This is a genomic window from Streptomyces oceani (assembly GCF_001751245.1).
GTDB lineage: Bacteria > Actinomycetota > Actinomycetes > Streptomycetales > Streptomycetaceae > Streptomyces > Streptomyces oceani.
Map to the genome: position 1 here is coordinate 74,712 of NZ_LJGU01000158.1, position 26,766 is coordinate 101,477.

Sequence of the window (26,766 nt, forward strand, 5' to 3'; positions counted from 1 at the left end):
TCATCCACCATCGCGGAGCGCCGTTACTTCGGCGGCAGCATGTCCTTGAACTCCTGCGGCAACTCGAAGTTCTCCACCCGCTGATCCTCGGCCTGCCCGAAGGCCGCGCCCGGCTGACCGCCGACGGCCCGCCGCTCGGCTGCCTCCTGCTCCTCCTGCTTCCGCTTCATCGGGTTTCCGGAACGCCGCTTGCCCTTGGCCTTCTTCTGCTGCTTGGCCTTCTTCTTGGTACCCCCGCCACCGATGCCGGGCATGCCCGGCGCACCGGGCATGCCCGGCATACCGCCGCCCTGCGCCATCTTGGACATCATCTTCCGCGCCTCGAAGAACCGCTCCACCAGGTTCTTCACCGCGCTGACCTCGACACCCGAGCCCTTGGCGATACGCGCCCGACGCGATCCGTTGATCACGTTGGGCTCGGCACGCTCGGTGGGAGTCATCGACTTGATGATCGCGGCGGTACGTTCGACATCCCGGTCGTCCAGATTGTCGATCTGGTCCTTCATCTGCCCCATACCCGGCATCATGCCGAGCAGCTTGGAGATGGAGCCCATCTTCTGGACCTGCTCCATCTGGGCGAGGAAGTCGTCGAGGGTGAACTCCTTGGGACCCTTCGACAGCTTGGCCGCCATCTTCTCGGCCTCTTGCTGGCTGAAGGTCTGTTCGGCCTTCTCGATCAGCGTCAGCATGTCGCCCATGCCGAGAATCCGGGAGGCCATCCGGTCCGGATGGAAGGCGTCGAAGTCGTCGAGCTTCTCGCCGTTCGAGGCGAACATGATCTGCTTCCCGGTGACCTGGGCCACCGAGAGCGCGGCACCGCCGCGGGCGTCACCGTCGAGCTTGGAGAGCACGACGCCGTCGAAGCCGACACCCTCCTGGAACGCCTCGGCCGTGGTCACGGCGTCCTGACCGATCATGGCGTCGACGACGAACAGGATCTCGTCCGGACTGACCGCGTCCCGGATGTCGGCGGCCTGGCGCATCAGTTCCTCGTCGATGCCCAGGCGCCCGGCGGTGTCCACGATCAGCACATCGTGCTGCTTCTCCCGCGCCTGCTTGATCGAGTCCTTGGCGACCTGCACGGGATCGCCCGTGCCGTTTCCTGGCTCCGGGGCGAAGATGGCGACGCCCGCGCGCTCGGCCACGACGGTCAGCTGGTTGACCGCGTTCGGCCGCTGCAGGTCACACGCGACCAGCATGGGCGTGTGACCCTGCTGGCTGAGCCAGCGACCCAGCTTCCCGGCCAGCGTGGTCTTACCGGCACCCTGCAGGCCGGCGAGCATGATCACGGTGGGCGGGGTCTTCGCGTACCGCAGTCGGCGGGTCTCGCCGCCGAGGATGCCCACCAGCTCCTCGTTGACGATCTTGATGACCTGTTGGGCGGGGTTCAGCGCCTGTGAGACCTCGGCGCCGAGGGCGCGTTCCTTGACCTGTTTGATGAACGCGCGGACGACGGGCAGCGCGACATCCGCCTCCAACAGGGCGATACGGATCTCACGCGACGTGGCGTCGATATCCGCCTCGGAGAGGCGTCCCTTGCCCCGGAGGTTCTTGAAGGTCGCTGCGAGGCGATCGGAGAGAGTGTCGAACACGGCGGTCGCGGGTCCTTCGCGTCGGATGTCTGCGGACGGTCGACCCCCAAGGGTATCCGCCAGGGCGGGAATGGTCAGCCACGGTCCGGGAGCCGACCACGACAGCCGGCCATGACAATGAGCCAGGCGAGAGGTCAGCGCCGGACCGACGGGGGCACTGGCTCGGCGACCGTGGCGTCCGCGTGGGCGCGGGAGGCCGGGGCGGAACCGGACGTACCGGTGTCGTACGCCGTCCCGTGACCGTAGGCGGTCTCCGCGTGGAAGAACCGGTCCAGCCCCGCGGTCTCCTGGTCCTCGGCGGCACGGAAACCGATGGTGGCGTCCAGCACCCGGGCCAACAGCCAGGAGAAGGCGAAGGAATAGGCCATCACCGAGAACACCCCCAGTGCCTGCTTACCCAACTGTGTCGGGCCGGCCAGCCCGCCGGTGGCGAGGACTCCCACCAACAGCGTGCCCACCACCCCGCCGACCAGGTGGACCCCGACCACGTCCAGCGAGTCGTCGTAACCCAGCCGGTGTTTGAGACCTACCGCCCAGGAACAAGCCACCCCGGCGACCAGGCCGATGACGATCGCGCCCAGCGGGTTCACATGCGCGCCGGAGGGCGTGATGGCGACCAGCCCGGCCACCGCGCCGGAAGCGGTGCCAAGCGTGCTGAACGTCCCCCGCCGGAGGCGCTCGTACGCCAGCCAGCCCATCATCGCCGCCCCGGTGGCCACCTGGGTGTTCAGCGCCATCGCCGCGGCGGTGCCGTCGGCGGTCAGCTGGGAGCCCGCGTTGAAGCCGAACCAGCCGAACCACAACAACGCGGCGCCCAGCATCACCAGCGGCAGGCTGTGCGGTGGCATCTCGTCCGTACGAAAGCCGATCCGCCCGCCCACCACGAGCACGGCGGCGAGTGCGGCGACGCCGGCGTTGACGTGTACGGCGGTGCCGCCCGCGAAGTCGATGACCTTCAGCTCGTACAGCCAGCCGCCCTCGGCCCATACCCAGTGCGCGACCGGGAAGTAGACGACCGTGACCCAGAGCGCGACGAACACGCCCCACGCGCTGAACTTCACCCGATCCGCCAGAGCGCCACTGATCAGCGCGGGGGTGAGAACGGCGAACATCAGCTGGAACACCGCGAAAGCGAGTACGGGCAGTCCGGCGTCGCCGGCGAGCGTACCGGTGTCGACACCACGCAGGCCGACGTGCTCCAGACCTCCGATCAAGCCGGCGGTGTCGGAACCGAAGACCAGCGAATAGCCGTACAACACCCACAGCACGCTGACGATGCCCAGCGACACGAAGGACATCATGAGCATGTTGAGCGCGCTCTTGACCCGCACCATTCCGCCGTAGAAGAAGGCTAGTCCGGGCGTCATCACCATCACTAGAGCTGTGCTGAGCAGGACGAATGCGGTATCGGCGTGGTTCACGTGGGTGTCTCCTCACATTGACGGCCGGCGATGCGCACGGCCCGCGGCCTCGGACGCCGGCGGGCCGGGACGACCAGCACAGACTGTCCCGGAGACGTTTCCGTCGACGCGCCGTCGTGTTACCTCCGGATCACGGTGCGCGGTGCGCCGTTAATTCCGGATCACGGCGCACGAAACCGGCCGCGACCCCGCCCGGTGTGACTGGCGGGGGAGCCGAGTCGGGCGTCCGGGGCGGTGGTCGCGGCCGGTGGTTCGGGGTGGCGTCGGATCGGGGGACGACACGCGGTGGACGAGCCTGGGACGGGCACGGGCGTGCCGGAGCGGTGTCGGGGACTGACAAGACCTAAGCCACGGCGAGCTCACCGTCCGGCGGTTCACCGGCCAACTGCCGGGACAGCCGCGCGACGGCGGGCACCTCGCCGAAGTCGCGTGCCGCTGTGGCAGCCGTGCTTCGCAGCCGGTTGTTGACCTGCTCCGAACGCAGTCGCCGGGCCACGTCCAGGGCCTCCGCCGCCCGCGATGCGCAGCGCTCCGGCTCGTGCCGCAGCAGGTGCACGCTCGCCATGCCGATGAGATTGAGGGCGAACGAGCGCTGGTGGCCTCCGCCCTCCGTCTCCTCCGCCTCCTGTCTGAAGAGTTCCACCGCGCGCGCCATCGCGGGCTCCGCGAGTGAGGCGTAGGCAGGGCTACGGCCCGCGGAGTAGGCGAGGTCGCGGTACGAGTGGGCGTTCTCGGCGTGCAGCTCGGCGGCCGAGAAGAAGCGCATCCAGTCCGGGTCCGCGTCCCGCTCGTCGATGTCCTCGAAGGTCTCCTCCGCCATGCGCACGGCACGCTTGCACTTCCCGGGCTGGCCCATGTTGGCGTAGGCGCGCGCCTCCAGGGCGTGCAGCATGGCCTGCGTACGGGCCGTCGCCCCCTCCCGGCTGCCGTACTGCGCGAGGTGGGTCAGCTCCAGTGCGTCCTCCGGACGACCCAGATGGATCATCTGACGGCTCATGTTGGAGAGGACGTACGCCCCCAGCGGGCGGTCCTCCGCCTCCTTGGCGGCGTGCAGGGCCAGCACGAAGTACTTCTGCGCCGTCGGCTGCATGCCCACGTCGTACGACATCCAGCCGGCGAGCTCGGCGAGCTCGCCGGTGACCCCGAAGAGGCGTCGGCGGTGCACGGGCGACCGGCACTCCCGAAGCAGGTCCGTGACCTCATGCAGCTGGCCCACCACTGCCTTGCGTCGCAGTCCGCCACCGCACTGCGCGTCCCAGCGTCGGAACATGACCGTCGTCTGCTCCAGCAACTCCAACTCCGGCTCGGAGAGTTGGGTCATCCGGCCCATGCCCTCCCCTTCCCCGGGCGGCCTTCGGTCCGGCCCCGGCCGCTCGGCACCGTCGACCCGGCCCTCTCGGCCCAGGTGGCCGATGCTGGCTAATCCGGCGCTCGGTGCCGCACCAGCCAGCGGCCCCGGCCCCGGCTCGGCTGAGCCGCCCGGCATCGCCGCGGGCACGAGCCACCGCTGCATCGGCTCGATCAGCTTCTGTCCGGCCGCCATGCTCAGTGAGGGCCCCAGAAAGCCGCGTCTGCCCAACATGAGATCGCTGCGCGAGAACTCGCTGATCATCGCCACCGTCTGCGGACCCGCCCACGGCAGATCGACACCCGAGGCCGGTGGTGACGACCGGGCCGCCCGGAGTCCCACGTCCTCCGCTCCGACGACACAGCCGAAACGCTCCGAGAAGAGCTCCGAGAGGATGCGCGGGATGGGCTCTCGCGGCTGTTCGCCGTCCAGCCAGCGGCGCACTCGCGAGGTGTCCGTGCTGATGTGATGCGCACCGAGCTGCCGAGCCCGCCGGTTCACTTGGCGCGCCAGCTCGCCCTTCGACCAACCGCTGCGCGCGAACCATGACCGCAACGCGTCGTTCGGCTGCTTCTCCGGCACGTTCCCGCCACCACCGTCGCCCACGGGTCGCCCCCATCCGGCTCCGCGGAACGCTTCATGCCTCTGGCATAGGCGCACGCCGAGCATCTCGCCGCTGTATATACCGAAAGTAACTCCACGATCACGTCGCGCGCGAGGCCGATTTCCGAATCGCCACCATTCGCCACCCCATCGAATGAACCTTTCGGCAGTGTCAACCGCTTCACTTGACGCGGTACGGGACGCGAGCGATCCGGAGAACACAGAACCGCGGTTTGGTCGTAACCATCCGCAGACAGCATCCGTTGGAGGGGGTATGGGCTTCACCATCGGCGCCATCGGCGGCATCCGGGACATCTCAGACCGGTGCTCCGGCCATCGGCGGCGCGGCCGGGGCTCCGAGTGCACCGCGGTCTCGGAGTACGCCAGTCTGTGGGGCTGGTCCGTGGTGCCGGGAGCGCGCGCCAGCCGCGGTGGCGGGCGCACCCGCTGCTCCTGCGGTGCCGTGAACTGCGCCGCGCCGGGCGCCCATCCGCTGGACCCGTCCCTGGAGGTGCCGGCGGGCGCGAGTCTCGACGAGGCCACCCGGGCCTGGAACCGGGTGCCGGGTGCCTCGCTGTTGCTGCCCACCGGGCGCAGCTTCGACGTGCTCCAGGTCACCGAGTCCGCCGCGCGGCAGGCGCTCGTACGGCTGGAACGGATGGGACTGCCGCTGGGGCCGGTCGCCGTCACCCCGGACCGGCGTGCCTGGTTCCTGGTGGCACGGGGCGCCACGGCGGAGCTGCCCGGCCTGCTCTATCGAATGGGCTGGGACGACTCCCGGATCGACCTCCGCGGGCTCGGACCGGGTGACTACATCACCGCGCCGCCCTCGGACCTGGGTGGCCTCGGACCGGTGCGATGGCTACGCGCTCCCGCCCCCGAGCGTGCGGCACGGTTCCCGGAAGCCCGGCTGCTCCTCGGCACGCTGGCCTACGTCTGCCACCGCTCAGCGGTCTGAGCCGCTCCGACGCCGGGCCCGTGATCGGCTCCTCGAGCAGCCGCCCGACTTGGCCTGCCACCGTACGACCGGCGCGAGAGCGGCGCGCAACCGGCGCACGAGCGCGGGGAGTCGGCAGGCTGCTCGGCCGGCTCCCCGCTGGCTCCCCGTGGGTGTTCAGTTTCCGTCGACGAGCGCCTCGACGAACGCCTCCGGCTCGAAGGGAGCGAGGTCGTCCGGCCCCTCACCGAGCCCCACCAGCTTCACGGGCACGCCCAGTTCGCGCTGGACGGATACGACGATGCCGCCCTTCGCGGTCCCGTCCAGCTTGGTCAGCACGATCCCGGAGATGTCCACGACCTCCGCGAACACTCGTGCCTGCACCAGACCGTTCTGCCCGGTGGTCGCGTCCAACACGAGCAGCACCTCGTCGACGGGCCCCTGCTTCTCCACGACCCGCTTGACCTTGCCGAGCTCGTCCATCAGGCCGGTCTTGGTGTGCAGACGCCCGGCGGTGTCCACCAGAACCACGTCGGCGGACTCGTCCGTGCCCTCCTTGACCGCGTCGAACGCGACGGAGGCGGGATCGCCACCCTCTGGCCCGCGGACCGTACGGGCTCCCACCCGCTTGCCCCAGGTCTCCAGTTGGTCGGCGGCCGCGGCTCGGAAGGTGTCCGCGGCCCCCAGCACCACGGACTTTCCGTCCGCGACGAGTACCCGGCCCAGCTTCCCGGTGGTGGTGGTCTTGCCCGTGCCGTTGACCCCCACGACGAGCACGACGCCGGGACGGTCGACCGTCCCGCTGGTCTCGGTGCGCACGGTCCGGTCGAGCTCCGGACCGACCAACTTGAGCAGTTCCTCACGCAGCAGCGCGCGGAGTTCCTCGGGCGTACGGGTACCGAGCACCTTGACCCGCTCGCGCAGGGACTCGACGAGTTCCTCCGTGGGCGCCACGCCCACGTCCGCCGTGAGCAGCGTGTCCTCGACCTCCTCCCAGGTCTCCTCGTCCAGGCGCTCCCGGGACAACAGCGTGAGCAGTCCCTTGCCCAGCGAGTTCTGCGATCGGGAGAGCCGGGACCTGAGCCGTACGAGCCGACCCGCGGAGGGCTCGGGCGTCTCGATCTCCGGCTCTGCCGGGGCGGCGGGAGCGGCCTCCGCGCTCTCCGGAGCTTCCGGGGCCTCGGTGGTCTCGGTGTCGGGCGGCCCGACCTCTTCAATGGTCCCGCCCGGTTCGGCCGGAGCGGTCTCCGCCTTCTCACCGACCTTCGGTTCGGCGGGAGGCGCGGTCGTGGTCGAGGTCGCGGTGTCCTGTGATCGCTTGGCCTTCTTCTGTTTCAGGCCACTGATCACCAGCCCGCTGATCGCGAGCAACGCGAGCACGGCAATGATGAGAGCAAGGATGACGATGTCCATAACGCGCTCCAGTATCGGTCACAGACGGACCGGAACGCCCACTCCCGCTCGGGCCGGCTCCGCCACGGTCCGCGGATGCTAGCGGTCCCACCGTACGGTTTCCGTGCCGGCGCCGACGCGCCCCCGTCTGGACCGCGGGATCGACTCGGGCGTGCCCGGTGGTGCTGCCTCGTGGACCAGCGGCACGGCGGCCACCGTGCCGTGCCGTGTGACCGGTTCTCAGTTCAAGCGCTGACTGATGACCTTCGACACTCCGTCGCCCTGCATGGAAACGCCGTACAGCGCGTCCCCCACCTCCATCGTGCGCTTCTGGTGGGTGATCACGATCAGCTGTGAGCTGTCCTTCAGCTCCTCGAGCAACCCGATCAACCGCTGCAGGTTCGTGTCGTCGAGCGCCGCCTCGACCTCGTCCAACACGTAGAACGGACTGGGCCGGGCCTTGAAGATGGCCACCAGCATCGCGACCGCGGTCAGCGAACGCTCACCCCCGGACAACAGGGACAGCCGCTTGACCTTCTTCCCCGGCGGACGAGCCTCCACATCCACCCCGGTCGTCAGCATGTTCTCCGGCTCGGTGAGCACCAGCCGACCCTCACCGCCAGGGAAGAGCCGGGAGAAGACACCCTCGAACTCCCGCGCGGTGTCGTGGTATGCCTCCGTGAAGACCTGCTCAACCCGCTCGTCGACCTCCTTGACCACCTGCAGGAGGTCAGCCCGCGTCTTCCTCAGGTCCTCCAACTGCTCGCCGAGGAACTGGTGTCGCTCCTCCAGTGCCGCGAACTCCTCCAGTGCCAGCGGATTGATCTTGCCGAGCTTCTGGTAGGCCCGCTCCGCGGACTTCAGCCGCTTCTCCTGCTCCGCCCGCACGTACGGCACCGGCTGGTTCCGAGGATGCTCCGGGTCCTCCGGCAGTTCCTCGCCCTCCGCCGGAGGCGACGGCGGTACGAGCTGCTCGGGTCCGTACTCGCTCACCAGACCGGAGGGCTCGACGCCCAGCTCCTCCAGAGCCTTGGTCTCCAACTGCTCGATCCGCAGACGCTTCTCCGCGCCCAGGACCTCACCACGGTGGACGGAGTCCGTCAGCTTGTCCAGCTCGTCCTTCAACTCCCGGGACTGGTCCCGTTCGGTCGCCAGGGCACGTTCCCGCTCGGACTTCGCCCCCTCGGCACGCTCCCGCTCCTCCTGAGCCCGTACGACCGACTCCTCCACATGCGCCAGCAGCTGCCGCGCGCCGTTCGCCACCGCGGCGGCCACATCGGCCTCCTGACGGCGGCGGGCACGGCGCCGCTCGGCACGCTCCCGGGCCTCGCGCTCCGCACGCGCTCCCCGGTCCAGCGCGTCCGCACGACCGGCCAGGCCTTTCACCCGCTCCTCGTGCGTACGGACCTGGAGGCGGGCCTCCATCTCGGTCTGCCGGGCGTTCGCACCGTCGGCCGCCAGGCGGTCGCGGGTGGTCGTGTCCGGCTCCTGGTCGTCCTGCCGCGACTCCTCCAGCACGGCGAGTCGCTCCGCGAGCTCCGCCGCCTCCTCGGTGGCGCCCGCCAGGGCTTCCTCCGCCTTCGCCACCGCCGCCACGGAGCGCTCCGCCTCCTGGGCCGCCGCGCGAGCCTGACCACCGAGCCGACCGAGTCGGCCCGCCACCTCGGACTTCTCCCGGTCCGCGGTGCTGCGCTCGGTGGCGAGCCGCTCCACCGTGGCCGCCGTCTCCCGCCTCCGATCCTCGGCCTCCGTCAGCCGCCGCGCGGTCTCCGCGCACCGATCCGCCAGTTCCGCCAGTTCGGCCGCGGCCTCGTCGACCGCCGCCTGCGCCTCCAGCATGCTGGGCGCGCCGGCCGATCCTCCGTGCGCGAAGTGCGCGCCGAGCAGGTCCCCCTCGGCCGTGACCGCCAGCAGCCCCGGGTTGGTGGTGACGAGCTGTTCGGCGTCCGCCAGGGTGTCCACCACCACGACCTCCCGCAGCAGCCGGCGCACCGCCGGCAGCAACTCGGCCGGGCCCCGCACCAGGTCCGCCGCGGGCGGGCACGCCACCCGGTCAGCCGCCCCCTCCGCAGGCACTCCCGCGTCCTCCGCGGCACCGTCCGTGGCCCCTTCCGAGGCACCCAGCAGCAACGCGGCACGTCCGGCGTCGTTCTTCCGCAGCAGACGCAGCGCGTCCGCCGCCGAGCGGACGTCGGCGAAGGCGAGCGCGTCCGCCGCGGAACCGAGCGCCGCGGCGACGGGGATCTCGTAGCCCGGCCGCACGGTCAGCAGCTCGGCCGCCGGTCCGAGCAGGCCGGCCAGCCGTTCCCGGGCGTCCAGCAGGGTGTCCGTACCGTCCTTACGACGCAGGTTGAGGGCCAGCGCGTCATGTCGGGCCTGGGTGGCCGCGCGTTCGCGTTCGGCGCTGTTCGCGTCCTTCCGAGCGGCGCTGACCGCGGACTCCGCCTCAGCCAGGGCCTCTTTGGCCGCGGTGTGCCGCTCGGCCAGGTCCTCGTCTCCCGACTCGAGGTCGGCTACCTCGGCCCGTAGCGTGTCGTACTCCTGTTGGGCGGACACGGAGCGCCGTTCCGCGTCCGCGCTGCCGGCGGTGAGGCGGTCAATCTCCGACTGCGCCGAGGCAGCCCGGCCGCGCGCGGCGTTGACCTGTCCCTGCAGCCTGGCGTGGCTCTCCCGGCGATCGGCAAGGGCTCGGGACTCGTCCCTGAGCCGACGCTCCTCCTCCTGGAGCTTCCGTTCCAGTTCCGACCGGTGCTCCACGGTGTCGTCCAACGCCCGGCTCGCGGCCTCCACCGCGGCCTCCAGTTCCGCCTCCTGCTCGCGAATACGGGCGGCCTCGCGCTCCATCTCCTCGGGATCGCGGCCCTTCCGTTCCTCCTCCGGCTGGGCGCTCGCGCTCTTCACCCGGGCGTCGGCCAGGCTCACGGTGCCCCGCACCCGCTCGGCCAGCTGCGACAGCTCGTACCAGGTCCGCTGGGCACGTTCCAGACGCGGCGTCAACGTCCGTACTCGCTGCTCCAGTTCACCCTCACGCCGGGCCGCGGCCTTGAGGCGGGCCTCGGCGGCCTCCTTGCGTTCCTTGAGCGCCGCCTCGTCCGCCACCTCGGTACGCAACGCCTCGCGTAGCGTGACCAGATCGTCGGCGACGAGCCGGAGCCGGGCGTCACGCAGGTCCGCCTGGATCACCTGTGCCTTGCGGGCCACCGCAGCCTGCCGGCCCAACGGCTTGAGTTGCCGGCGCAGTTCGTCCGTGAGGTCCTGTACCCGGGCGAGGTTCGCCTGCATCGCGTCGAGCTTCCGCAGCGCCTTCTCCTTGCGCTTGCGGTGTTTCAGCACGCCCGCGGCCTCCTCGATGAACGCCCGACGGCCCATCGGGTCGGCGTGCAGCACCGAGTCCAGCTGTCCCTGGCCGACGATGACGTGCATCTCCCGGCCGATGCCGGAGTCGGAGAGCAGTTCCTGGATGTCCAGCAGCCGGCAGGTGTCGCCGTTGAGCTGGTACTCGCTGCCCCCGTTGCGGAACATGATCCGCGTGACCGTGACCTCGGAGTAGTCGATCGGGAGGGCGCCGTCCGCGTTGTCGATGGTGAGCGACACCTCGGCGCGCCCCAACGGCGGGCGTCCGGTGGTGCCGGCGAAGATGACGTCCTCCATCTTGCCGCCACGCAGCGACTTCGCGCCCTGCTCGCCCATCACCCAGGACAGGGCGTCGACCACGTTGGACTTGCCAGAGCCGTTCGGGCCGACCACGCAGGTGATGCCTGGTTCCAGGCGGAGCGTGGTGGCGGAGGCGAAGGACTTGAACCCCCGTAGGGACAGGCTCTTGAGGTGCACCGTCGGACTGTACCTCGCGGGACACGCGGCGTTGGCGGACCGTGCGGGGCCGCGCGCGACGGCCCCCGGCCGCGCGACGGCGTACGGCCGGCCCTCTCGGGGCCCTCGGCCAAGGGTCAGGCCAGAGACAGGAAGAGTTTCTCCAGCCGAGCGCGCAGCCGGTCCATGTCACCGGGTTGCTGCGTCTCCTCGGTCAGGCAGTGCTGCAGTCCCGTGGCGATGATCGCGAACCCGGCCCGGTCCAGGGCGCGGGAGACGGCGGCGAGCTGCGTGACAACGTCCTCGCAGTCACGCCCCTCCTCCATCATCTTGATGACTCCCGCGAGCTGGCCCTGAGCCCTTCGTAGCCGGTTCAGCGCGGACTTCAGCTCGTCGGTGGCCATGTCCAGTTCCACGTTTGCCTCCTCTTATACCCCCTAGGGTATTATACGCATCAGGGGGTTACTACGTACGCGTTCGTCGACCGGAAGGACAACTCTCCATGCAGGCCCCCACTGAGATCCACCCCGCACAGGCCGCCGCGCGCCGAGGACTACACCATCATCGACGTGCGGACGCCTGGTGAGTATTCCTCCGGCCATCTGCCCGGGGCCCACAACATCCCCCTGGATCAGCTCTCGACCGCGCTGCCGACACTGCGTGACGCCGCCGCTCGTGGCGACCTGCTACTGGTGTGCGCCTCCGGCGCCCGCTCCGGTCGGGCCTGCGCCACACTCGCCGAGCGGGGCGTCGCCACCGCCACTCTCGTCGGCGGAACCCAGGCGTGGAGCCAGCACGGATACGAGGTGCAGCGCTCTGAGGACTCCCGCGCCACCTGGGGCATGGAGCGCCAAGTCCGCCTGACAGCGGGCGCGCTGATACTCACCGGACTCCTGCTCGCGCCGCTGGTCCATCCGGCGTTCCAGTTGCTGTCCGCCGCCGTAGCGGGGGGACTGGTCTTCTCCGCGCTCACCAACACCTGCGGCATGGCGGCCGTGCTGGCCAAGCTGCCCCACAACCGTGCACGTACGTGCGACCTCGACAGCACGCTCGGGACCCTGAACCGATAGCACCGACAGGCGGCCGCACGGGGTCGTCGGCCCGATCGGACCCGGAACGCGATCACCACAGGGCGCGCCTACAACGGCCTAAATACCCCCCCAGGGGTATTGTTGAGCTAGGAACGCGATGCCGGAGGTTTGGGCGGCACCCTTCGTGACAACTCGAAAAATACCCCCCTGGGTACACATCCCAGTGGCGGTCCAGCCGCGACACCCCAGGAGAATGCAAGTGACGGACACGACGACCGAGCTGACGGAAGACCCGCTGGCAGACGGACTGACGGTGGCCACCGTGGCGACCTCGTCGCTCGGGGACCACAGTTACGTGGCCGCCGACGGCGAGGTGGCCGTGGTGATCGACCCGCAGCGGGACGTGGACCGGCTGATCGCGGCGGCCGGACGCCTCGGCGCGCGGATCACGGCGGTGCTGGAGACACACGTGCACAACGACTACGTCTCCGGCGGGCTGGAACTGTCCCGGCTGACCGGAGCCGAGTACGGCGTGGCCGCGGCGGACCAGGCGCCGTTCGAACACCGGCCGTTGCGGGACGGCGACGTACTCGAACTCTCCGCGCGGACGCGCGTACGAGTGGTGGCCACTCCTGGCCACACCTTCCATCACCTCTCCTACGTGCTGGAGGGCGACGCGGGGCCGGTCGGAGTCTTCACCGGCGGCTCACTACTGCTGGGCACCACCGGCCGTACGGACCTCCTCGGCTCGGAACACAGCCAGGAGCTGGCCCGGCACCAGCACGCCTCCGCCCGCAAACTGGCCGATCTGCTGCCGGACGGGGCGCAGGTGTGGCCCACCCACGGATTCGGCAGTTTCTGTTCTGCCACCCAGTCGTCCGGCGAGACCGCCGACATCGCCGAGCAGCGGCGTATCAACCCAGCGTTGACGCTGGCCGAGGCAGCGTTCGTGGAACAGGCACTGTCCGGGCTGGACTCCTATCCGGCCTACTACGCGCACATGGGCGTACGGAACGCCGAAGGACCCGAGTCCCTGGACCTGCGCCCGCCGGAGCCCGCGGCCCCGGAGGAGCTGAAGCGGCGGTTGGCGGCCGGGGAGTGGGTGGTCGACCTGCGTAACCGCACGGCGTACGCCGACTCCCACCTGGCCGGGATCGTCAGCCTCGGGCTGGACGGACCGCTGGCCACCTGGCTCGGCTGGATGATCGACTGGGGCGCGCCGGTGACGCTGGTCGGCGAGACCGGCGAACAAGTCGCCGCCGCACGACGCGAACTGGCCCGTATCGGCATCGACGCGCTCGCTGGCGCCGCGGCCGGGCAGCCCGCCGAGCTCGCCGTCGATCCCGGACAGCTACGCGACACGCCAACGGCGATGTTCGCGGACCTGGCCGACGCTCTCCGGGGCCGCCCCGGCGACCTCCCGGTGGCGGACGTGGTGCTGGACGTGCGTACCAACAACGAGTTCCGCGCCGCGCACGTGCAGGACGCGGTACACGTGCCGCTGTACGAACTGAAGGACCGCCTCACGGAGATCCCCGCCGGCACCGTGTGGGTGCACTGCGGCAGCGGATACCGGGCCACCGCCGCCGCCTCGGTCCTGGAACAGGCAGGTCGCCCCTCGGTCATCGTCGACGACCAGTTCGGCAACGCCGAAAACGCCGGCGTGCCCATGACCGCGATCTGAGCCGCCTCCACGACCGCACGAAGCGGCGGCCGAGAGCCGTGGCACGCCGGCCACCGCTCCACCTCTGCGTGGCGACCCGGAACCGAAACCTACCTGGGGTGATCAACGTCCTAGCCCTGCTCGGAGCCGTCATCAGTCTCGCCCTCGGCCTGCTCGGGGCCGGTGGATCGATTCTGGCGGTGCCCGCCCCTCGTCTATGGCGTGGGACTGCCGCTCGCCGCCGCCATCCCACCTCTCTCGCGGTGGTGACCGTCGCCTCTCTCGGTGGTGTGCTCCCCAGGCAGCGCCGCAACGCGGTGCGGTGGCGCGTCGCGGGCGTGTTCGGCGCCGCCGGCATCCCCGGCGCCTTCGCCGGGGCCGCGCTGGGCGGGTTGGGTCCCGCGGCGCTGGCTGTTTCTGGCCTTCGCGGTGCTGATGGTGGTGACCGCCGTACGCATGCTGCGTGGCAGCGACGAACCGACCGGCGCGTGCCGTACCCGCGAGGGAAGAGTCGACTGGCGCAGCTGCCTGCCGAATCGATCCCCACCGGGCTCGGCGTCGGCCTGTTGACCGGGCTCTGGGCGGCGGTTTCGTGATCGTCCCCGCGCTCAGCCTGTTGCTGGGGCTCAGCGCCCAACAGGCCGTCGCCGGGCTGACAGCTCATGCGAGCGCCATGGGCGACATCGACTACCCGGTCCTGCTGCTGTTCGCTGGTTCGCGTACGTCGTCCTCGTCGTCGCCGCCACAGTGGCGACGACGGCAGTGCTCGCCCCGTCCGTGCTGGCCACCTGAGGGTGGCCCGGACGGCGGCGGAACAGCCGGACCCCTGCGGCGGCGTGGCCCGTACGGGCTTCCGAATTTCCGTGCAACTACCAGGCCGGGTTGGTGTTTTGACGCAGAAGGTGCAGGGCACATCAGACGGTAAGCATGGAGCGGGACGAACAAACGGCCGGCGAACGACAAGGGGTGGCAGACACGACAAAGGGACGCCGAAGCGTCCCTTGCGGTACTGCGCGGTTGGCGCTGCGGAAGCCCGACCGGCCCGGCAGGGCTGGGTCAGGTCAGCGCAGGCTCCGCCGTGGGTACGTCGATGCTTTCGAGCAGCGAGTCACTTTGCCGTGCGGCAGCTGCCAGCGCGTCGTTCTCCGACTGAATCCGTACCAACTCGGATTCGAGGTCCTGAACACGCTGCTGAAGCCGTCGCATCTCGGCGAGGACTCGGGGGTCGGAGCCGCCGGCGTAACCGAGAAGCGCCTTTGCCATGATGGATGGTCCTCCACAATGAGTGACCGACCGTAGCGGTGTGGGTCGTCAATGATTCGCACCCATGTCGCCTGCTCTGTCGGTTCTCTCAAAGGCAGACCACATACGGTGCACGGGGTTGAGTAAAGCGTCTCACCAAAAAAGGAGACGGTCAACACGATCACACCGCTACACCCCGGGGTGGCGCTGACTCAACGGCCTGAGCTGCGGGAGCTGCCGGAGCGACCAACCACGGGGGACGTAGATCACTTGTGAGCGGAAGCTTGGCACGGCACACCCGAATTGGCAACCTGTTCCCGGAAGCAACCAGTCACCGGATCTCGAAGCCCTCATACCCGCCTCGGATCGTGCCCCAGATCTCCGTGACACCCACGACACTGCCGGGCGTGTCGCCCGTACGCAACCAGTCCAGCAGAGAGTCACAGGACTCCTGCTCCCCCTCCGCCACCACCTGCACCCTGCCGTCGGCGAGGTTGCCGGCGAAGCCGTTCAGACCACCGATGCGCAGCGCCGCGGCACGCGTGAACCAGCGGAAGCCGACTCCCTGCACGGTGCCCCGCACCCAGGCCGTCATGCGTACTCGCTGAGCGTTGCCATTCGCACTCTCGTTCATCACGTCTCGGGCTCGGGCGCTCACGGCCCCTCACCCCTCCCCTCCCCTACTCGTGGTCAGGACACCCTACGCAGAGCTCTGGGCACCAGGAAGTTCACCGAACAGCGGCGCCGGCGGGCTCGATACCGTATTCTCCGCGATCAAACACAAGTTCTTCACTCCTGTGGGCGAAAGCCCTCGACATCAACCACTTGGGGACACCAGATGGGGATCGGCCGCCACCGCCGCACTGCTCGGGTACGCACGGGCCTGCTGGGGGCTACGGCCGCCCTGACCCTGGGCGTCGTCGCCGTCACCTCCGGCGTGCTCCCGGACACCGACGAGGGCACCACCGTCGAATCACGGGATGCCAGCAATCAGGCGCCGACCGGTGGCGCCCCGCTGGACCAGGAGTCCGAGGACGCCTCCGCCTCGGACCGGCCGAGCACCACACCCAGCGCGTCGAGGTCGGCGTCAACCCAGGGGGACGGACCCTCGGACAAGCCATCCGGGCGAGCGACGGACCGTACGGACGCCGCGACCGGGAACCCGAGCGGCACACCGAAAGGTGACGGGAACACCGGCACGGAGAATGCGCCCTCCCAGGACAAGAGCCGGTCAGCGGAGTCGGGCCCCGGGTCGGGGGACGGCGGCACCGGCGAGGAGTCCGCGGCCGAGGCCGCCGTACTGAAGTTGGTCAACGAGGAGCGCGCGCGGCAGGGTTGTCGGCCGGTGGCCCACGACGCGCGACTGGCGGAGTTCGCGGGCAAGTACAGCGTGGCGATGGCCGAGGGCGGCTTCTTCTCGCACACCACGCCGGACGGCCGGAGCCCGTGGGACCGGGCCGAGGAGGCCGGGATAGACAATCTGGCCGCGGAGAACATCGCACGCGGCCAGGCCGACGCCGAGGCCGTCATGGCCGGCTGGATGGACAGCCCGGGACACCGAGCGAACATACTCAACTGCGACTACCGCACCATGGGTGTCGGAGCCCACTTCGCGGACGGCGGCCCGTGGTGGACCCAGAACTTCGGACGCTGAGACTGCGGCCGCTGAGCCGCGCTCCACACGCCGGCGGCCCTCCTCCCGCTGAGCTCTCCCCGGTCGGTGCCCGTCGCCGGTCGTCGGCGATCGGGCCGCCCTCGGCCGGTCAGGAGGTCGCGGCGGCCGTGCCACGACTCCGGAACGGACGCTGGCACTTCGGGCAGTAGTAGCTCGACCGGTTCATCCAGGGGTGGCGGCGCAGCGCGGTGCCGCAGCGCCGGCACGGCAGGTCCTCCCTGCCGTACGCGTCCAGCGAGCGCTCGAAGTAGCCTGACTCGCCGTTCACGTTCACGTAGAGGCTGTCGAAACTGGTGCCGCCCACCGCGAGGGCGGCGTCCATGACGTCGCGCACGTGGCCCAGCAGTTGGCCGACGCGCGGCCGGGTGAGCGTGGCCGTGGGCCGGTCGTAGTGCAGGCGGGCACGCCACAGCGCCTCGTCGGCGTAGATGTTCCCGACCCCGCTGATCAGTGACTGATCCAGCAGCGCTCGTTTGACCGTCGTACGCCGCTGGCGGAGAGCGGCGTGGAAGGCGTCCTCGTCGAAATCCGGATCGAGCGGGTCACGGGCGATGTGCGCGATGGCGTCGGGCAGACCGTCGCCCGCGCCCCGCGCCCGCGGGTGCACGGACAGGCCGCCGAAGGTGCGCTGGTCGACGAACCGCAGCTCGGTGCCGGCGAGGTCCGTGAAGCGGACCCGGACCCGCAGATGTCGCTCGTCCGCGGCCTGTTCGGGCTGGATCAGCAACTGACCGCTCATTCCCAGGTGCGCCAGCATCGAGTCGTCCGAGTCACCGAGCGGCAGCCAGAGGTACTTCCCGCGCCGCCGTGCCGGGCCGAGGGGACGGCCGACAAGCCGCGCCGCGAAATCCGGCGGGCCCGGGACGTGCCGACGGACGGCCCGCGGATGCAGCACCTCGACGGAGCCGATCGTACGACCGGTGGCCCAGCGCTCCAGACCGCGCCGCACGACCTCCACCTCGGGAAGCTCAGGCATGCACATCCTCCGGGACAGCTTCGATACGGGACACGGCCCGCCTCACGGACGGCGGGGAGAACCGCCGGGCGGGACGCGGAGCCCGGGACCCGGCCCGGGCACGCCGCACTCGCGGTAGCGCGGGCGGGCGGTTGCGTGGGGCCGGCTCCGAGGCTACGGCGTCTCGTCGGACGTGCCCGCGCCCTCGGCACGGATTCCGTGGTAAGCGGCCTCCGCGGCCTGCTGTTCCGCTTCCTTCTTGCTGCGGCCGGTGCCGGTGCCGTACGCGACACCACCGACGCGGGCGGCAGCCGTGAAGATCTTCTCGTGGTCCGGACCCGTCTCGGTGACCACGTACTCCGGTACCCCGAGCGCCTCGGTCGCCGTCAGCTCCTGCAGGCTGGTCTTCCAGTCCAGGCCGGCGCCCAGGCTGGAGGACTTCTCGATCAGCGGGTCGAAGAGCCGGTGCACCAGCTCCGAGGCGGCGTCGAGTCCCTGGTCGAGGTAGACCGCACCGATGACGGCCTCCAGGGTGTCCGCGAGGATCGACGCCTTGTCCCGGCCGCCGGTCCCCTCCTCACCCCGGCCCAGCCGGATGAACGCGCCGAGTTCCAGACCACGGGCGACCTCCGCGAGCGCGCGCGAGTTCACGACCGCGGCACGCAGCTTGGCCAGTTGACCCTCGGGAAGGTCCGGGTGAATGCGGTAGAGCGTGTCGGTGACGATCAGACCGAGGACGGAGTCTCCGAGGAACTCCAACCGCTCGTTGGTGGGCAACCCGCCGTTCTCGTACGCGAACGAGCGATGTGTCAGCGCACGCACCAAAAGGGCGGACTCGAGCTGATACCCGAGCCGCCCTTCCAGCAGCGTGTGTGACGAGGCCGCGTCCACCAGGTCCGCCGGTGCCTCCGACCCCTTCCCGCCGGAGCGGGGCGTGGTTCTGGGCGTGGGCGCGTCTGACATGGAGCGTGTCACCAGCCGATCAGACCTCGAGGACCTGACGCTTGTTGTACGTGCCGCAGTTCGGGCACGCGATGTGCTGGAGCCTGGGCTCCTGGCAGCGCTCGCACTTCACCAGGTTGGGGACCGCAGCCTTCCACTGCGACCGGCGGTGGCGCGTGTTGCTGCGCGACATCTTCCGCTTCGGAACAGCCACGGCTACTACTCCTGCTTCTCGTCGGCGTCCGGTCCGGCGCCGCTGTGATCGTCTTTCCCGCCGTCCCGGATGGTCTCGGCGAGTCCCTGCAGTGCCGCCCAACGAATGTCGACGGCGTCGTCGTGCTCGTGTTCCGGGTCGTCCGCGAGCCGTGCGCCACACTGTGCGCACAGTCCCGGGCAGTCCTCCCGGCACACCGGCTGCAGCGGCAGCGACAGCACCACCGCGTCTCGCAGCACGGGCTCGAGGTTGAACAGGTCGCCCTCGAGCGAGAAGGTTTCCTCCTCCTCGGCTTCCTCACCGGCGTCCGCGGGGCGGCTCCGGTCGTCGGCCTCCGGGTAGGAGAACATCTCCTGGAACTCCACTTCGCATTGCTGCTCAAGCGGCTCCAGACACCTTACGCACTCGCCTGTCAGCGACGCACGGGCGGTACCGGTGACCAGTACCCCCTCCATGACCGACTCGAGTCGCAACTCGAGTTCCACGGGAGAGTCCCTGGGCACACCGACGAACTCGACACCCATGTCCTCGGGGGCCGGCACCGTACGGGAAAGCCGCTTCATCGCACCAGGCCGCCGCCCCAGCTCGCGTGTGTCGAACACGAGGGGGTCTCGGTGGTCCAGGGGGGAGTTCAGGGCTTCCTGCTTTCTACGGTGTGGCGAGGGCTGGGAGACCTTCCGGACAGCCCGCACGTCACGGCACAGGCCGTGACCGAAGAGCCAGGATACTGGACAGCCCGCCGCTCACCCAATCCGGAACCCTGAGCGCGGCTCGCTGCCGCACCGGCGGCCGCCGGTGCGGAGACGTATCCTGGCCGTGCGGCAGTCTCGCCGCACGGCGAACCGCCCGGGGCTCCGGCCCGCTCCCGCTCGCTTCCAGGAATCTTAAGGGGGTTCAGTAGCCGCTGTCGTAGCGTGCCTCGTACTGCCGCACCTGGTTCATGTCGATCATGCTGGTGTCGAAGAGGCTGGTCTCCTCCAGCTCTCCAGGCTGGTTCCCGGGCTGAGGTTGCTGTGGCGGTTGCGACTGGTCCGGGAGACCGTACGGCTGGCCCTGGTGGTACCGCTCCCCGGCCCAGCCATATGCCCCGTACGGCTGGGCCGGCGAGTTGAACGTCTCCTGGTACGGCTGCTGGTACGCGGGGTCGGGATAGTGCTGCCCGCCGTACGTCTCCTGTCCGACGGGCTGGTATGCCTCCTGCCCGCCAGGCTGGTACGCGTCGTACGGCTGGCCAAAGTGGCCCCCCGGCTGTCCGACCGGCTGTCCCACGGGCGGCTCCGCCGGGGGCTGTTGGGGGGCGGGATAGCCACCCGGCATCGGGTGGCCGCTCGCCGCCGGCGGCTCCGAGGGCGGCGGCGGATACGCCGTCGTCATGGCCGCGGCGGTCTGCCCTGGCAGGTTCGCCGGTTGCGGTGTCGCCTGCGCGGGGACTTGCGCGACGTCGGTCGAGGCGAGCCCCGCGAGATACTCCGCGTCGCTCGACTCGGCCGGCCGCCCGGCGCCGTCCTGGACGGCCAGGTGGGAGGCCAGTTCGTCCACGGGGTCGTAACCCACCAACTTCTGCCGACCTCGCCCGACCGCCTCCAGCGTCTTCGTGAGCACCGCCGCTACGGCACCGAGCCGCGCGTCCACGTAACTGTCGGCCCGGCGCCGCAACTCCGCCGGGTCCTGCGAACGGTCCGGGGCGTCCGCCGCGAAGCCCTCGTCGTACGGGTCCGCGCCCGGCCCGCCGCCGAGCAGCTTCTCCCTGCCCCGTTCCACCGAACCGATCGTCTTGCTCAGCACGACCTCGAAGTTGGCCAGTTTGCTGTCGACGTAGTCGTCGGCCTCCGTGCGGATCGCCTCCGCCTCCGTGCGGGCCTCGGCCAGGATCCGGTCCGCCTCCTGCCGGCTCTGCCGTACGACCTCGGTCTCGGAGACGAGCGAGCCCCGTTCCGCCCGGGCGTCGTCGAGGATCTGCCGGGCCTCGTGATGAGCCTCGGCTACCACCTGTTCCCGGCCACCCAGCACCTCCTCGGCCTGGGCGAGCGAGCCGGGCAGCGCTGTCCGCACCTCCTGGAGCATCGCGAGCAGTTCCGTCCGGTTCACCACGCACGAGGCCGACATGGGCATCGCACGGGCCCCGTCCACGGTGGCCACGATCTCGTCGAGTCTCTGCTGTACGTCCACGAGGGCGACTGTACGACCAGCGCGCGCGAGCCGGATACCGATCCGGCCGGTCCTCGGGCGAGCGGCACCTGCCCCGTACGAAGCCGATGCCGGGACCCCGCACCGTACGAGAGGCTCGGCACATGGGCGCGCCCGCCGAGCCGGCGAGCCGTGAGCCGGCTCAGGAGGAGGCGAGCCGCTCGGTCAGGACCTCGTGTACCGCCTCCGGGACCAGGTGCGAGACATCGCCGCCCCAGGCCGCCACCTCCTTGACGAGGCTGGAGGACAGGAACGAGTAGGTCGGGTTGGTGGGCACGAACAGCGTCTCGATGCCGGAGAGCCCTATGTTCATCTGCGCCATCTGGAGTTCGTAGTCGAAGTCGCTGACCGCGCGCAGTCCCTTGACGATCGCGGGGATGTCCCGCTGCTTGCAGAAGTCCACCAGCAGGCCGTGGAACGCCTCGACCCGGACGTTGCCGTACTCCTCGGTGACCGTGCGGATCAGCTCGATCCGTTCCTCCACCGACAGCAGGCCCTTCTTCGACTTGTTGATCATCACGGCGACGTGCACCACGTCGTAGAGCTTGGAGGCTCGCCCGATGATATCGAGATGACCGTTGGTGATCGGGTCGAATGATCCCGGACAGACCGCGCGACGCACTGGCGTCTCCTCGCTCTCTGAACTCGTCATGACTGGGGAGTAACTTCCCGTACGGCCGCGCGACCGTACCAGAGTGTGCCCTCCCCGTATCGCCTGGACCGCAGCTCCGCAAAACCCTCCGGCCAGTGGAAGCCGCCGCCCCGGGTGCCTCGCTCCACGGTGACGAGCGCGTTCCCGACCAGCCACCCCCTCGTACGGAGTGTGAGCAGTATCTCTCGAAGATCGTCGTCCGGGACGGCGTACGGCGGGTCCAGGAAGGCCAGGTCGTACGACTGGCCGGGCACCGACTCCGCCACCACCCGCCGTGCGGGCTCCCTGCGCAGTTCAGCTCCGGGCAGGCCCAATGACCGTACGTTATCGGCGATCACCCGAGCAGCACGCGGGTCCGACTCCACCAACAAGGCGTGCGCGGCACCCCGGGACAGCGCCTCCAGACCGACGGCGCCGGAGCCGCCGTACAGATCCAGGACGCGCGTGCCGTGCCAGCCGCCGGGGCCGCCCAACTGCGCTTCCCAACTGGAGAAGAGGCCCTCCCGGGCCCGGTCGGAGGTGGGACGGGTGCCGGTGCCCGGCGGCACGGTCAACCGCCGTCCGCCAGCCGATCCGGCGATCACGCGGGTCATGGTTTCGGACGCTCCATCCGTTCGTTGGCGTGCCGCGCACTAGGCCGTGTCCTTCGGATCGGCTGCGGGAGTCACTCTGGCGGCGCTGGTATGGCACGCACATCTGCCGCGTTGTCGTCTCCACGCACAGTGCCGCACCGCTCGACTCCTCCGCCTCGCAGCTGCACGCACCAGACCCAGACCCCGCTCCCTGATCCACGAAGATCCAAACGACACAGCCTAGATCGGCAACGGACAGCACGCGCTGTGACGCGTCCCACGATAGGGCGTCCACCGTGCCGCGGAACCCTCATCGCCCCCGGTCGTCAGCCCTTGTCCAGATACTCCGCGCGCTCCTGATCGAGCAACGCGTCCAGTGTCGTACGCAGTTGTGGCGAGCCGCTCAGCGTCGGGTCGGCGGCGACCAGGGCGGACGCCTCGGCCCGGGCTGCCGCGATCACCTCCTCGTCCTCGATCACGGACAGCATCCGCAGCGAGGAGCGCACGCCCGACTGGGCCTGACCCAGCACGTCCCCCTCCCGGCGCTCCTCGAGGTCGATACGGGAGAGCTCGAAACCGTCCAGGGTGTGCGCGACCGCTTCCAGCCGGCGCCGCGCCGGGGCGGCCTCCGGCATCTCGGTGACCAACAGGCACAGGCCGGCCGCGGAGCCACGACCCACCCGGCCACGCAGCTGGTGCAGTTGGGAGACGCCGAAGCGGTCCGCGTCCATGATGACCATGACCGTCGCGTTGGGCACGTTGACGCCCACCTCGACGACGGTGGTGGCGACCAGCACGTCGACCTCGCCGGCGGCGAATCGACGCATGAGGGTGTCCTTCTCGTCCGGCGGCAGTCGTCCGTGCAACGCCTCGACACGCAGCCCGGCGAGCGGTCCCGCGCGCAACCGCGTCGCGATGTCCAACACGGCCAGCGGCGGCCTACGGTCGTCCGCGTCCGCCGGCTCGCGCGCTCCCCCGTCCGGCGCCTCCTCGTCCCCGATCCGTGGACAGACGACGTACGCCTGCCGGCCCGCGTCGACCTCCTCACGCACCCGCTCCCAGGCTCGGTCGAGGAAGTGCGGCTTGTCAGCGGCCGGCACGACGTGGCTGACGATCGGGGAACGCCCCGCGGGCAGCTGGTCGAGCACCGAGGTCTCCAGGTCGCCGAACACGGTCATGGCGACCGTACGCGGGATGGGGGTGGCGGTCATGACCAGGAGGTGTGGCGGCTGGGCGCCCTTGGCGCGCAACGCGTCGCGCTGCTCGACCCCGAACCGGTGCTGCTCGTCCACCACGACCAGGCCCAGGTCGTGGAAGCGCACCTGGTCCTCGATGAGCGCGTGGGTGCCGATGACGATGCCGGCCTCGCCCGTCACGAGGTCCAGCAGGGCCTGGCGACGGGCCACGGCGCCCATGGAACCGGTCAGCAGGACCACCTTCGTCGCCGCCTCCGCGCCGCCCAGCATCCCGCCCTCGGCGAGGTCCCCCATCAGCTCGAGCACCGATCGGTGGTGCTGCTGGGCCAGCACCTCGGTCGGCGCCAGCATGGCCGCCTGTCCGCCGGCGTCCACCACGGCGAGCATCGCCCGCAGCGCCACCAGCGTCTTCCCGGAACCGACATCACCCTGCAGCAGCCGGTGCATGGGATGCTCGCCGGCCAGGTCGGCGAGGATCTCGCGACTGACGCGTCGCTGCCCGTCGGTGAGCTCGTACGGCAGCTTGGCGTCGAAGCGGTCCAGCAGCGCCCCGGCGACCGGCCGGCGCGGCACGGCCGACAACTCGGCGTCGTCCTGCCGGCGACGGGCGAGCGCGACCTGGAGGACGAACGCCTCGTCCCACTTCAGTCGCTGGCGCGCCTGGGCGATCTCCTCCTTCGTCCGCGGCCGGTGCACCTGTCGCAGGGCCTCCGGCAGGGTGATCAGTTGGCGGTCGGCACGCAGCGAGTCGGGCAGCGGGTCGTTGAGATCCGACCAGTCCGTCGCCTCCATGGAAGAGAGCAGGGTGCCGACAGCCTGCTCGATGTTCCAGGACTCCAGCTGTCGGCAGGCGGGGTAGAGGGGCAGCAGGGCGCCCGCGAAGTCCTTCGCGGCGGCAGTGTCGGCGCTGTCGGCGCCGTCGGCGCTGTTCGAGTCCTCGTCCAGCAACTTGTACTCCGGGTGGGAGAGTTGCAACTTGCGGTTGAAGACTCCGACCTTGCCCGCGAACATGCCACGTCGGCCGGGCAACAGCTTCGCCTTGTTGCCGTGCACCCCACGCCCGAAGAAGACCAGTTGAAGGCGACCGCTGCCGTCCGTGAGCGTGACCTCCAGGCGCTGCCCCCTCCCCCGGTTGAACGTGTGCACCCGGGCGTCGGCGACACGCGCGACGACGGTCACGTGTTCGTCCAGTGGCAGGTCCGAGAGGCGCGTGAGTTCGCCGCGCTCGGCGTACCGCCGTGGGTAGTGGTGCAGCAGGTCTCCGACCGTGTGCAGGTCGAGCTGCTCGGCCAGCACCTTCGCGGTGTTGCCGCCGAGAGCCTTCTTCAGGGGTTCGTCGAACGAGGGCACCGGACCATTGCACACCATGGGACGGACAACGGCCCGGCACAGCTCGATCGGGTTACTCGACGCCGATCAGCAGTGTCCCGGTTTCCTGCCGGCCGTCGTATACGACCGTGTCCACCGCGAGGTAACCGTCGCGCACCCGGGCCGCCAGCCGCGCGGTGAGTCCCGTGGGCGTACGTGTTCCGCGGACCAGGGTGACCAGTTCACCGCCCGCCGCCAGCATCCGGTCCAGCACCGCGACGGCCGTCTCCTCGACTTCCCGTCCGATCAGGGCCACATCACCGTCCACCAGTCCCAGCGCGTCCCCCGCCTGACAGACCCCTGCCGTGGTCCAGGAGCGCCGGTCCGCCACGGACACCTCGCCGTACCGGGTCGCCCCTGCGGCTGCCGTCATGGCCACCACGTCCTCGTCGAACCGGCTCGCGGGCTCGTGCACGGCGAGCGCGGCCAGCCCCTGCACGACGGCGCGGGTGGGGATGACGGCGGCGCGTACGCCAGCGGACCGGAGCCGTTCGGCGGCCTCGCCGGCGACATCCCGCAACCCCGCCTCGTTGGGCAGCAGTACGGCCTCCGGTGCGCGGGTGCGCAGCACCGCGGCTGTCAGCTCCGTCACGCCGGGGCCGGGCGCGGCCGAGACGGGTGTGCCGGGGCGGGGCGCGCCACCGCCGTTCGCCCCTCCGCCGGGTGCCTCGAAGTCCTCGGGGGCGATGTCCGCCAGGTCCGTACGGAGCACCGTCGCGCCGGCGGCCGTACAGAGGTCCTCGAGCCCGTCGCCGGTGACCATCGTCACCACCGCTCGGGCGCGGGCCGGGCCGTCCAGGGTGTCGACGGAATCCGCGGCAACGGCGGCAGCGGCGGACGGTTCGCAGCGTGGAATCGGCGGCTGGCCGGGATGCTCGGGCTGCCCGTGGTGACCGGCGTCCTCGAGGTACGTGATCCGGAGCCGGTGCGGCCGTCCCGCCTCGATCCCCATCTCGACGGCGGCTCCCGCGTCCCTGGTGTGCACATGGACGTTCCAGAGGCCCTCTCCGCCGATCACGACGAGCGAGTCGCCCAGTTCCGCCAGTTTCGTACGCAGTCCCCGCACCGCCCGATCCGAGGCGTCCAGCAGGTACATCACCTCGTACTCAGCGATCCCGGTGGCCCCGCCGAGCCCGGCTGCCCCGGCGTCCGGCAGGTCGGTGGCCGGACGCTGCTCCGGTTCGGCCGGGAGGCCCCCGCTCGACGCGGAGGGCTCGGTGGCCAGGGCATCGGCCAGCGCACCCAGCACCGCCACCAGACCCTGCCCGCCGGCGTCCACGACACCCGCCTCGGTCAGCGCCGGCAGTTGGCCCCTCGTCGCCACCAGAGCCGTACGGGCGCGCGCGTGGGCGTCACGGGCGACCGCCAACGCCTCCTCCGCGGCCGGTACGCCCGCGGAAGCGCTCGCCGTACCGTCATCCACGGCGGTCGTGGCGATCGCGAGGGGAGGCGGCACCGCCGCGGCCGCTACGGACAGCATGGTGCCCTCCACAGGGCGCGCGACCGCCTCGTACGCGCCGGCTACCGCGCGGGCCAACGCTCTGCGCAACAGCGCGCCGTCCAGCACCTCGTCGCCCCCAGGACGGTGGGCCACAGCACGTTCCTCCGCCGCGTACTCCTCCGCCATGCCCCGCAGCAACTGGGCGAGAATGGTTCCGGAGTTGCCGCAGGCGCCGAGCAGCGCACCGTGCGACATGGCGTGCAGCGCGGCGGCGGCGGACTCGCCGGGCGCTTCCCGCAGGCGGCGGGCGGCGGCCTCCATCGTGCGGCAGAGGTTGCTCCCGGTGTCGCCGTCCGCGACCGGGAAGACGTTGATGCCATCCAGCTCCGCGCGAGCGTCCCGCAGGGCGTCCAGTGCCATCGCGCACCATCGCCGTACGACCACGGGCCCCAGCCTGTGCTGCACGGACAGTCCTCCTCCGGCGATAGCTCCTTGGCGATCGGCTCATGCTAAAGGGGCTCCTGA

22 protein-coding genes are annotated in these 26,766 nt (G+C 70.6%); 5 read left to right on the forward strand and 17 right to left on the reverse strand.

The features are described from left to right. Positions 1 to 23 precede the first annotated feature (23 nt). The 3 genes from ffh to AN216_RS25030 form a co-directional block, all read right to left on the reverse strand. The gene (gene ffh / locus AN216_RS25020) at positions 24 to 1,592 is read right to left on the reverse strand and encodes a signal recognition particle protein (protein WP_070198995.1); all 1,569 of its coding nucleotides are present in this window, start codon (positions 1,590 to 1,592) and stop codon (positions 24 to 26) included. Between the two features lie 134 nt (positions 1,593 to 1,726). Further along, positions 1,727 to 3,013: an ammonium transporter gene (locus AN216_RS25025; protein WP_070198996.1), complete on the reverse strand. Its 1,287-nt coding sequence runs from the start codon at positions 3,011 to 3,013 to the stop codon at positions 1,727 to 1,729. A gap of 343 nt (positions 3,014 to 3,356) precedes the next feature. Continuing rightward, positions 3,357 to 5,030 (reverse strand): NsdA family TPR-like regulatory protein, encoded by a 1,674-nt coding sequence (locus AN216_RS25030; protein ID WP_244502648.1) that lies wholly within the window; start codon positions 5,028 to 5,030, stop codon positions 3,357 to 3,359. A gap of 208 nt (positions 5,031 to 5,238) precedes the next feature. Between AN216_RS25030 and AN216_RS25035 the strand changes: the two genes are divergently transcribed. Next, positions 5,239 to 5,922 carry a bifunctional DNA primase/polymerase gene (locus AN216_RS25035; protein ID WP_070198998.1) on the forward strand — a complete coding sequence of 228 codons (684 nt, stop codon included), beginning with the start codon at positions 5,239 to 5,241 and terminating at the stop codon, positions 5,920 to 5,922. A gap of 156 nt (positions 5,923 to 6,078) precedes the next feature. Here AN216_RS25035 and ftsY read toward each other — a convergent pair whose 3' ends face one another. The 3 genes from ftsY to AN216_RS25050 all read right to left on the reverse strand — a co-directional run bounded on the left by ftsY (position 6,079) and on the right by AN216_RS25050 (position 11,519). Next, positions 6,079 to 7,314, reverse strand: a complete 1,236-nt coding sequence (ftsY, locus tag AN216_RS25040; RefSeq protein ID WP_070198999.1) for a signal recognition particle-docking protein FtsY — start codon at positions 7,312 to 7,314, stop codon at positions 6,079 to 6,081. A 219-nt stretch (positions 7,315 to 7,533) separates the two neighbouring features. Further along, a complete protein-coding gene (smc, locus tag AN216_RS25045) occupies positions 7,534 to 11,124 on the reverse strand; it encodes a chromosome segregation protein SMC (RefSeq protein ID WP_070199000.1) in 3,591 nt (1,196 codons plus the stop codon). 116 nt (positions 11,125 to 11,240) lie between these two features. Beyond that, positions 11,241 to 11,519, reverse strand: a complete 279-nt coding sequence (locus tag AN216_RS25050) for a metal-sensitive transcriptional regulator (protein ID WP_070199001.1) — start codon at positions 11,517 to 11,519, stop codon at positions 11,241 to 11,243. Positions 11,520 to 11,618: 99 nt separating this feature from the next. Between AN216_RS25050 and AN216_RS25055 the strand changes: the two genes are divergently transcribed. From AN216_RS25055 to AN216_RS27845, 3 genes are all read left to right on the forward strand, one after another. Then, a complete protein-coding gene (locus AN216_RS25055; RefSeq protein WP_070199002.1) occupies positions 11,619 to 12,173 on the forward strand; it encodes a rhodanese-like domain-containing protein in 555 nt (184 codons plus the stop codon). A 220-nt stretch (positions 12,174 to 12,393) separates the two neighbouring features. Beyond that, entirely contained in the window at positions 12,394 to 13,818 is a 1,425-nt protein-coding gene (locus AN216_RS25060; protein ID WP_338059282.1) for a rhodanese-like domain-containing protein, read from the forward strand. A 98-nt stretch (positions 13,819 to 13,916) separates the two neighbouring features. After that, positions 13,917 to 14,393 carry a TSUP family transporter gene (locus AN216_RS27845; RefSeq protein WP_212732755.1) on the forward strand — a complete coding sequence of 159 codons (477 nt, stop codon included), beginning with the start codon at positions 13,917 to 13,919 and terminating at the stop codon, positions 14,391 to 14,393. 460 nt (positions 14,394 to 14,853) lie between these two features. Here the strand turns inward: AN216_RS27845 and AN216_RS25065 are convergent, their stop codons facing one another. Together AN216_RS25065 and AN216_RS25070 are read right to left on the reverse strand one after the other, a co-directional pair. Then, on the reverse strand, positions 14,854 to 15,060 hold the full coding sequence (locus AN216_RS25065; protein WP_070199004.1) for a hypothetical protein: 207 nt from the start codon (positions 15,058 to 15,060) through the stop codon (positions 14,854 to 14,856). Positions 15,061 to 15,370: 310 nt separating this feature from the next. Next, positions 15,371 to 15,673 (reverse strand): acylphosphatase, encoded by a 303-nt coding sequence (locus AN216_RS25070; RefSeq protein ID WP_070199005.1) that lies wholly within the window; start codon positions 15,671 to 15,673, stop codon positions 15,371 to 15,373. A 204-nt stretch (positions 15,674 to 15,877) separates the two neighbouring features. On the opposite strand from AN216_RS25070, the gene AN216_RS25075 reads away from it, so the two are divergent. Next, positions 15,878 to 16,693 (forward strand): CAP domain-containing protein, encoded by an 816-nt coding sequence (locus tag AN216_RS25075; RefSeq protein ID WP_070199006.1) that lies wholly within the window; start codon positions 15,878 to 15,880, stop codon positions 16,691 to 16,693. A gap of 109 nt (positions 16,694 to 16,802) precedes the next feature. Here AN216_RS25075 and mutM read toward each other — a convergent pair whose 3' ends face one another. The 9 genes from mutM to AN216_RS25120 all read right to left on the reverse strand — a co-directional run bounded on the left by mutM (position 16,803) and on the right by AN216_RS25120 (position 26,706). Continuing rightward, positions 16,803 to 17,690 carry a bifunctional DNA-formamidopyrimidine glycosylase/DNA-(apurinic or apyrimidinic site) lyase gene (mutM, locus tag AN216_RS25080; protein WP_070199007.1) on the reverse strand — a complete coding sequence of 296 codons (888 nt, stop codon included), beginning with the start codon at positions 17,688 to 17,690 and terminating at the stop codon, positions 16,803 to 16,805. 153 nt (positions 17,691 to 17,843) lie between these two features. Beyond that, the gene (gene rnc / locus AN216_RS25085) at positions 17,844 to 18,632 is read right to left on the reverse strand and encodes a ribonuclease III (RefSeq protein WP_079166977.1); all 789 of its coding nucleotides are present in this window, start codon (positions 18,630 to 18,632) and stop codon (positions 17,844 to 17,846) included. 19 nt (positions 18,633 to 18,651) lie between these two features. Beyond that, positions 18,652 to 18,825, reverse strand: a complete 174-nt coding sequence (rpmF, locus tag AN216_RS25090; RefSeq protein WP_070199008.1) for a 50S ribosomal protein L32 — start codon at positions 18,823 to 18,825, stop codon at positions 18,652 to 18,654. 5 nt (positions 18,826 to 18,830) lie between these two features. After that, positions 18,831 to 19,427 carry a YceD family protein gene (locus tag AN216_RS25095; protein ID WP_070199009.1) on the reverse strand — a complete coding sequence of 199 codons (597 nt, stop codon included), beginning with the start codon at positions 19,425 to 19,427 and terminating at the stop codon, positions 18,831 to 18,833. Between the two features lie 292 nt (positions 19,428 to 19,719). Further along, a complete protein-coding gene (locus AN216_RS25100; RefSeq protein WP_070199010.1) occupies positions 19,720 to 20,994 on the reverse strand; it encodes a hypothetical protein in 1,275 nt (424 codons plus the stop codon). 160 nt (positions 20,995 to 21,154) lie between these two features. Next, positions 21,155 to 21,634: a pantetheine-phosphate adenylyltransferase gene (coaD, locus tag AN216_RS25105; RefSeq protein ID WP_070199011.1), complete on the reverse strand. Its 480-nt coding sequence runs from the start codon at positions 21,632 to 21,634 to the stop codon at positions 21,155 to 21,157. 26 nt (positions 21,635 to 21,660) lie between these two features. Then, positions 21,661 to 22,257 (reverse strand): 16S rRNA (guanine(966)-N(2))-methyltransferase RsmD, encoded by a 597-nt coding sequence (gene rsmD / locus AN216_RS25110; RefSeq protein ID WP_070199012.1) that lies wholly within the window; start codon positions 22,255 to 22,257, stop codon positions 21,661 to 21,663. Between the two features lie 305 nt (positions 22,258 to 22,562). Next, positions 22,563 to 24,800 carry an ATP-dependent DNA helicase RecG gene (recG, locus tag AN216_RS25115; protein ID WP_070199013.1) on the reverse strand — a complete coding sequence of 746 codons (2,238 nt, stop codon included), beginning with the start codon at positions 24,798 to 24,800 and terminating at the stop codon, positions 22,563 to 22,565. Positions 24,801 to 24,834: 34 nt separating this feature from the next. After that, complete coding sequence (locus AN216_RS25120) at positions 24,835 to 26,706, reverse strand: DAK2 domain-containing protein (protein ID WP_420855797.1); 1,872 nt, start codon at positions 26,704 to 26,706, stop codon at positions 24,835 to 24,837. Between the last annotated feature and the right edge of the window lie 60 nt (positions 26,707 to 26,766).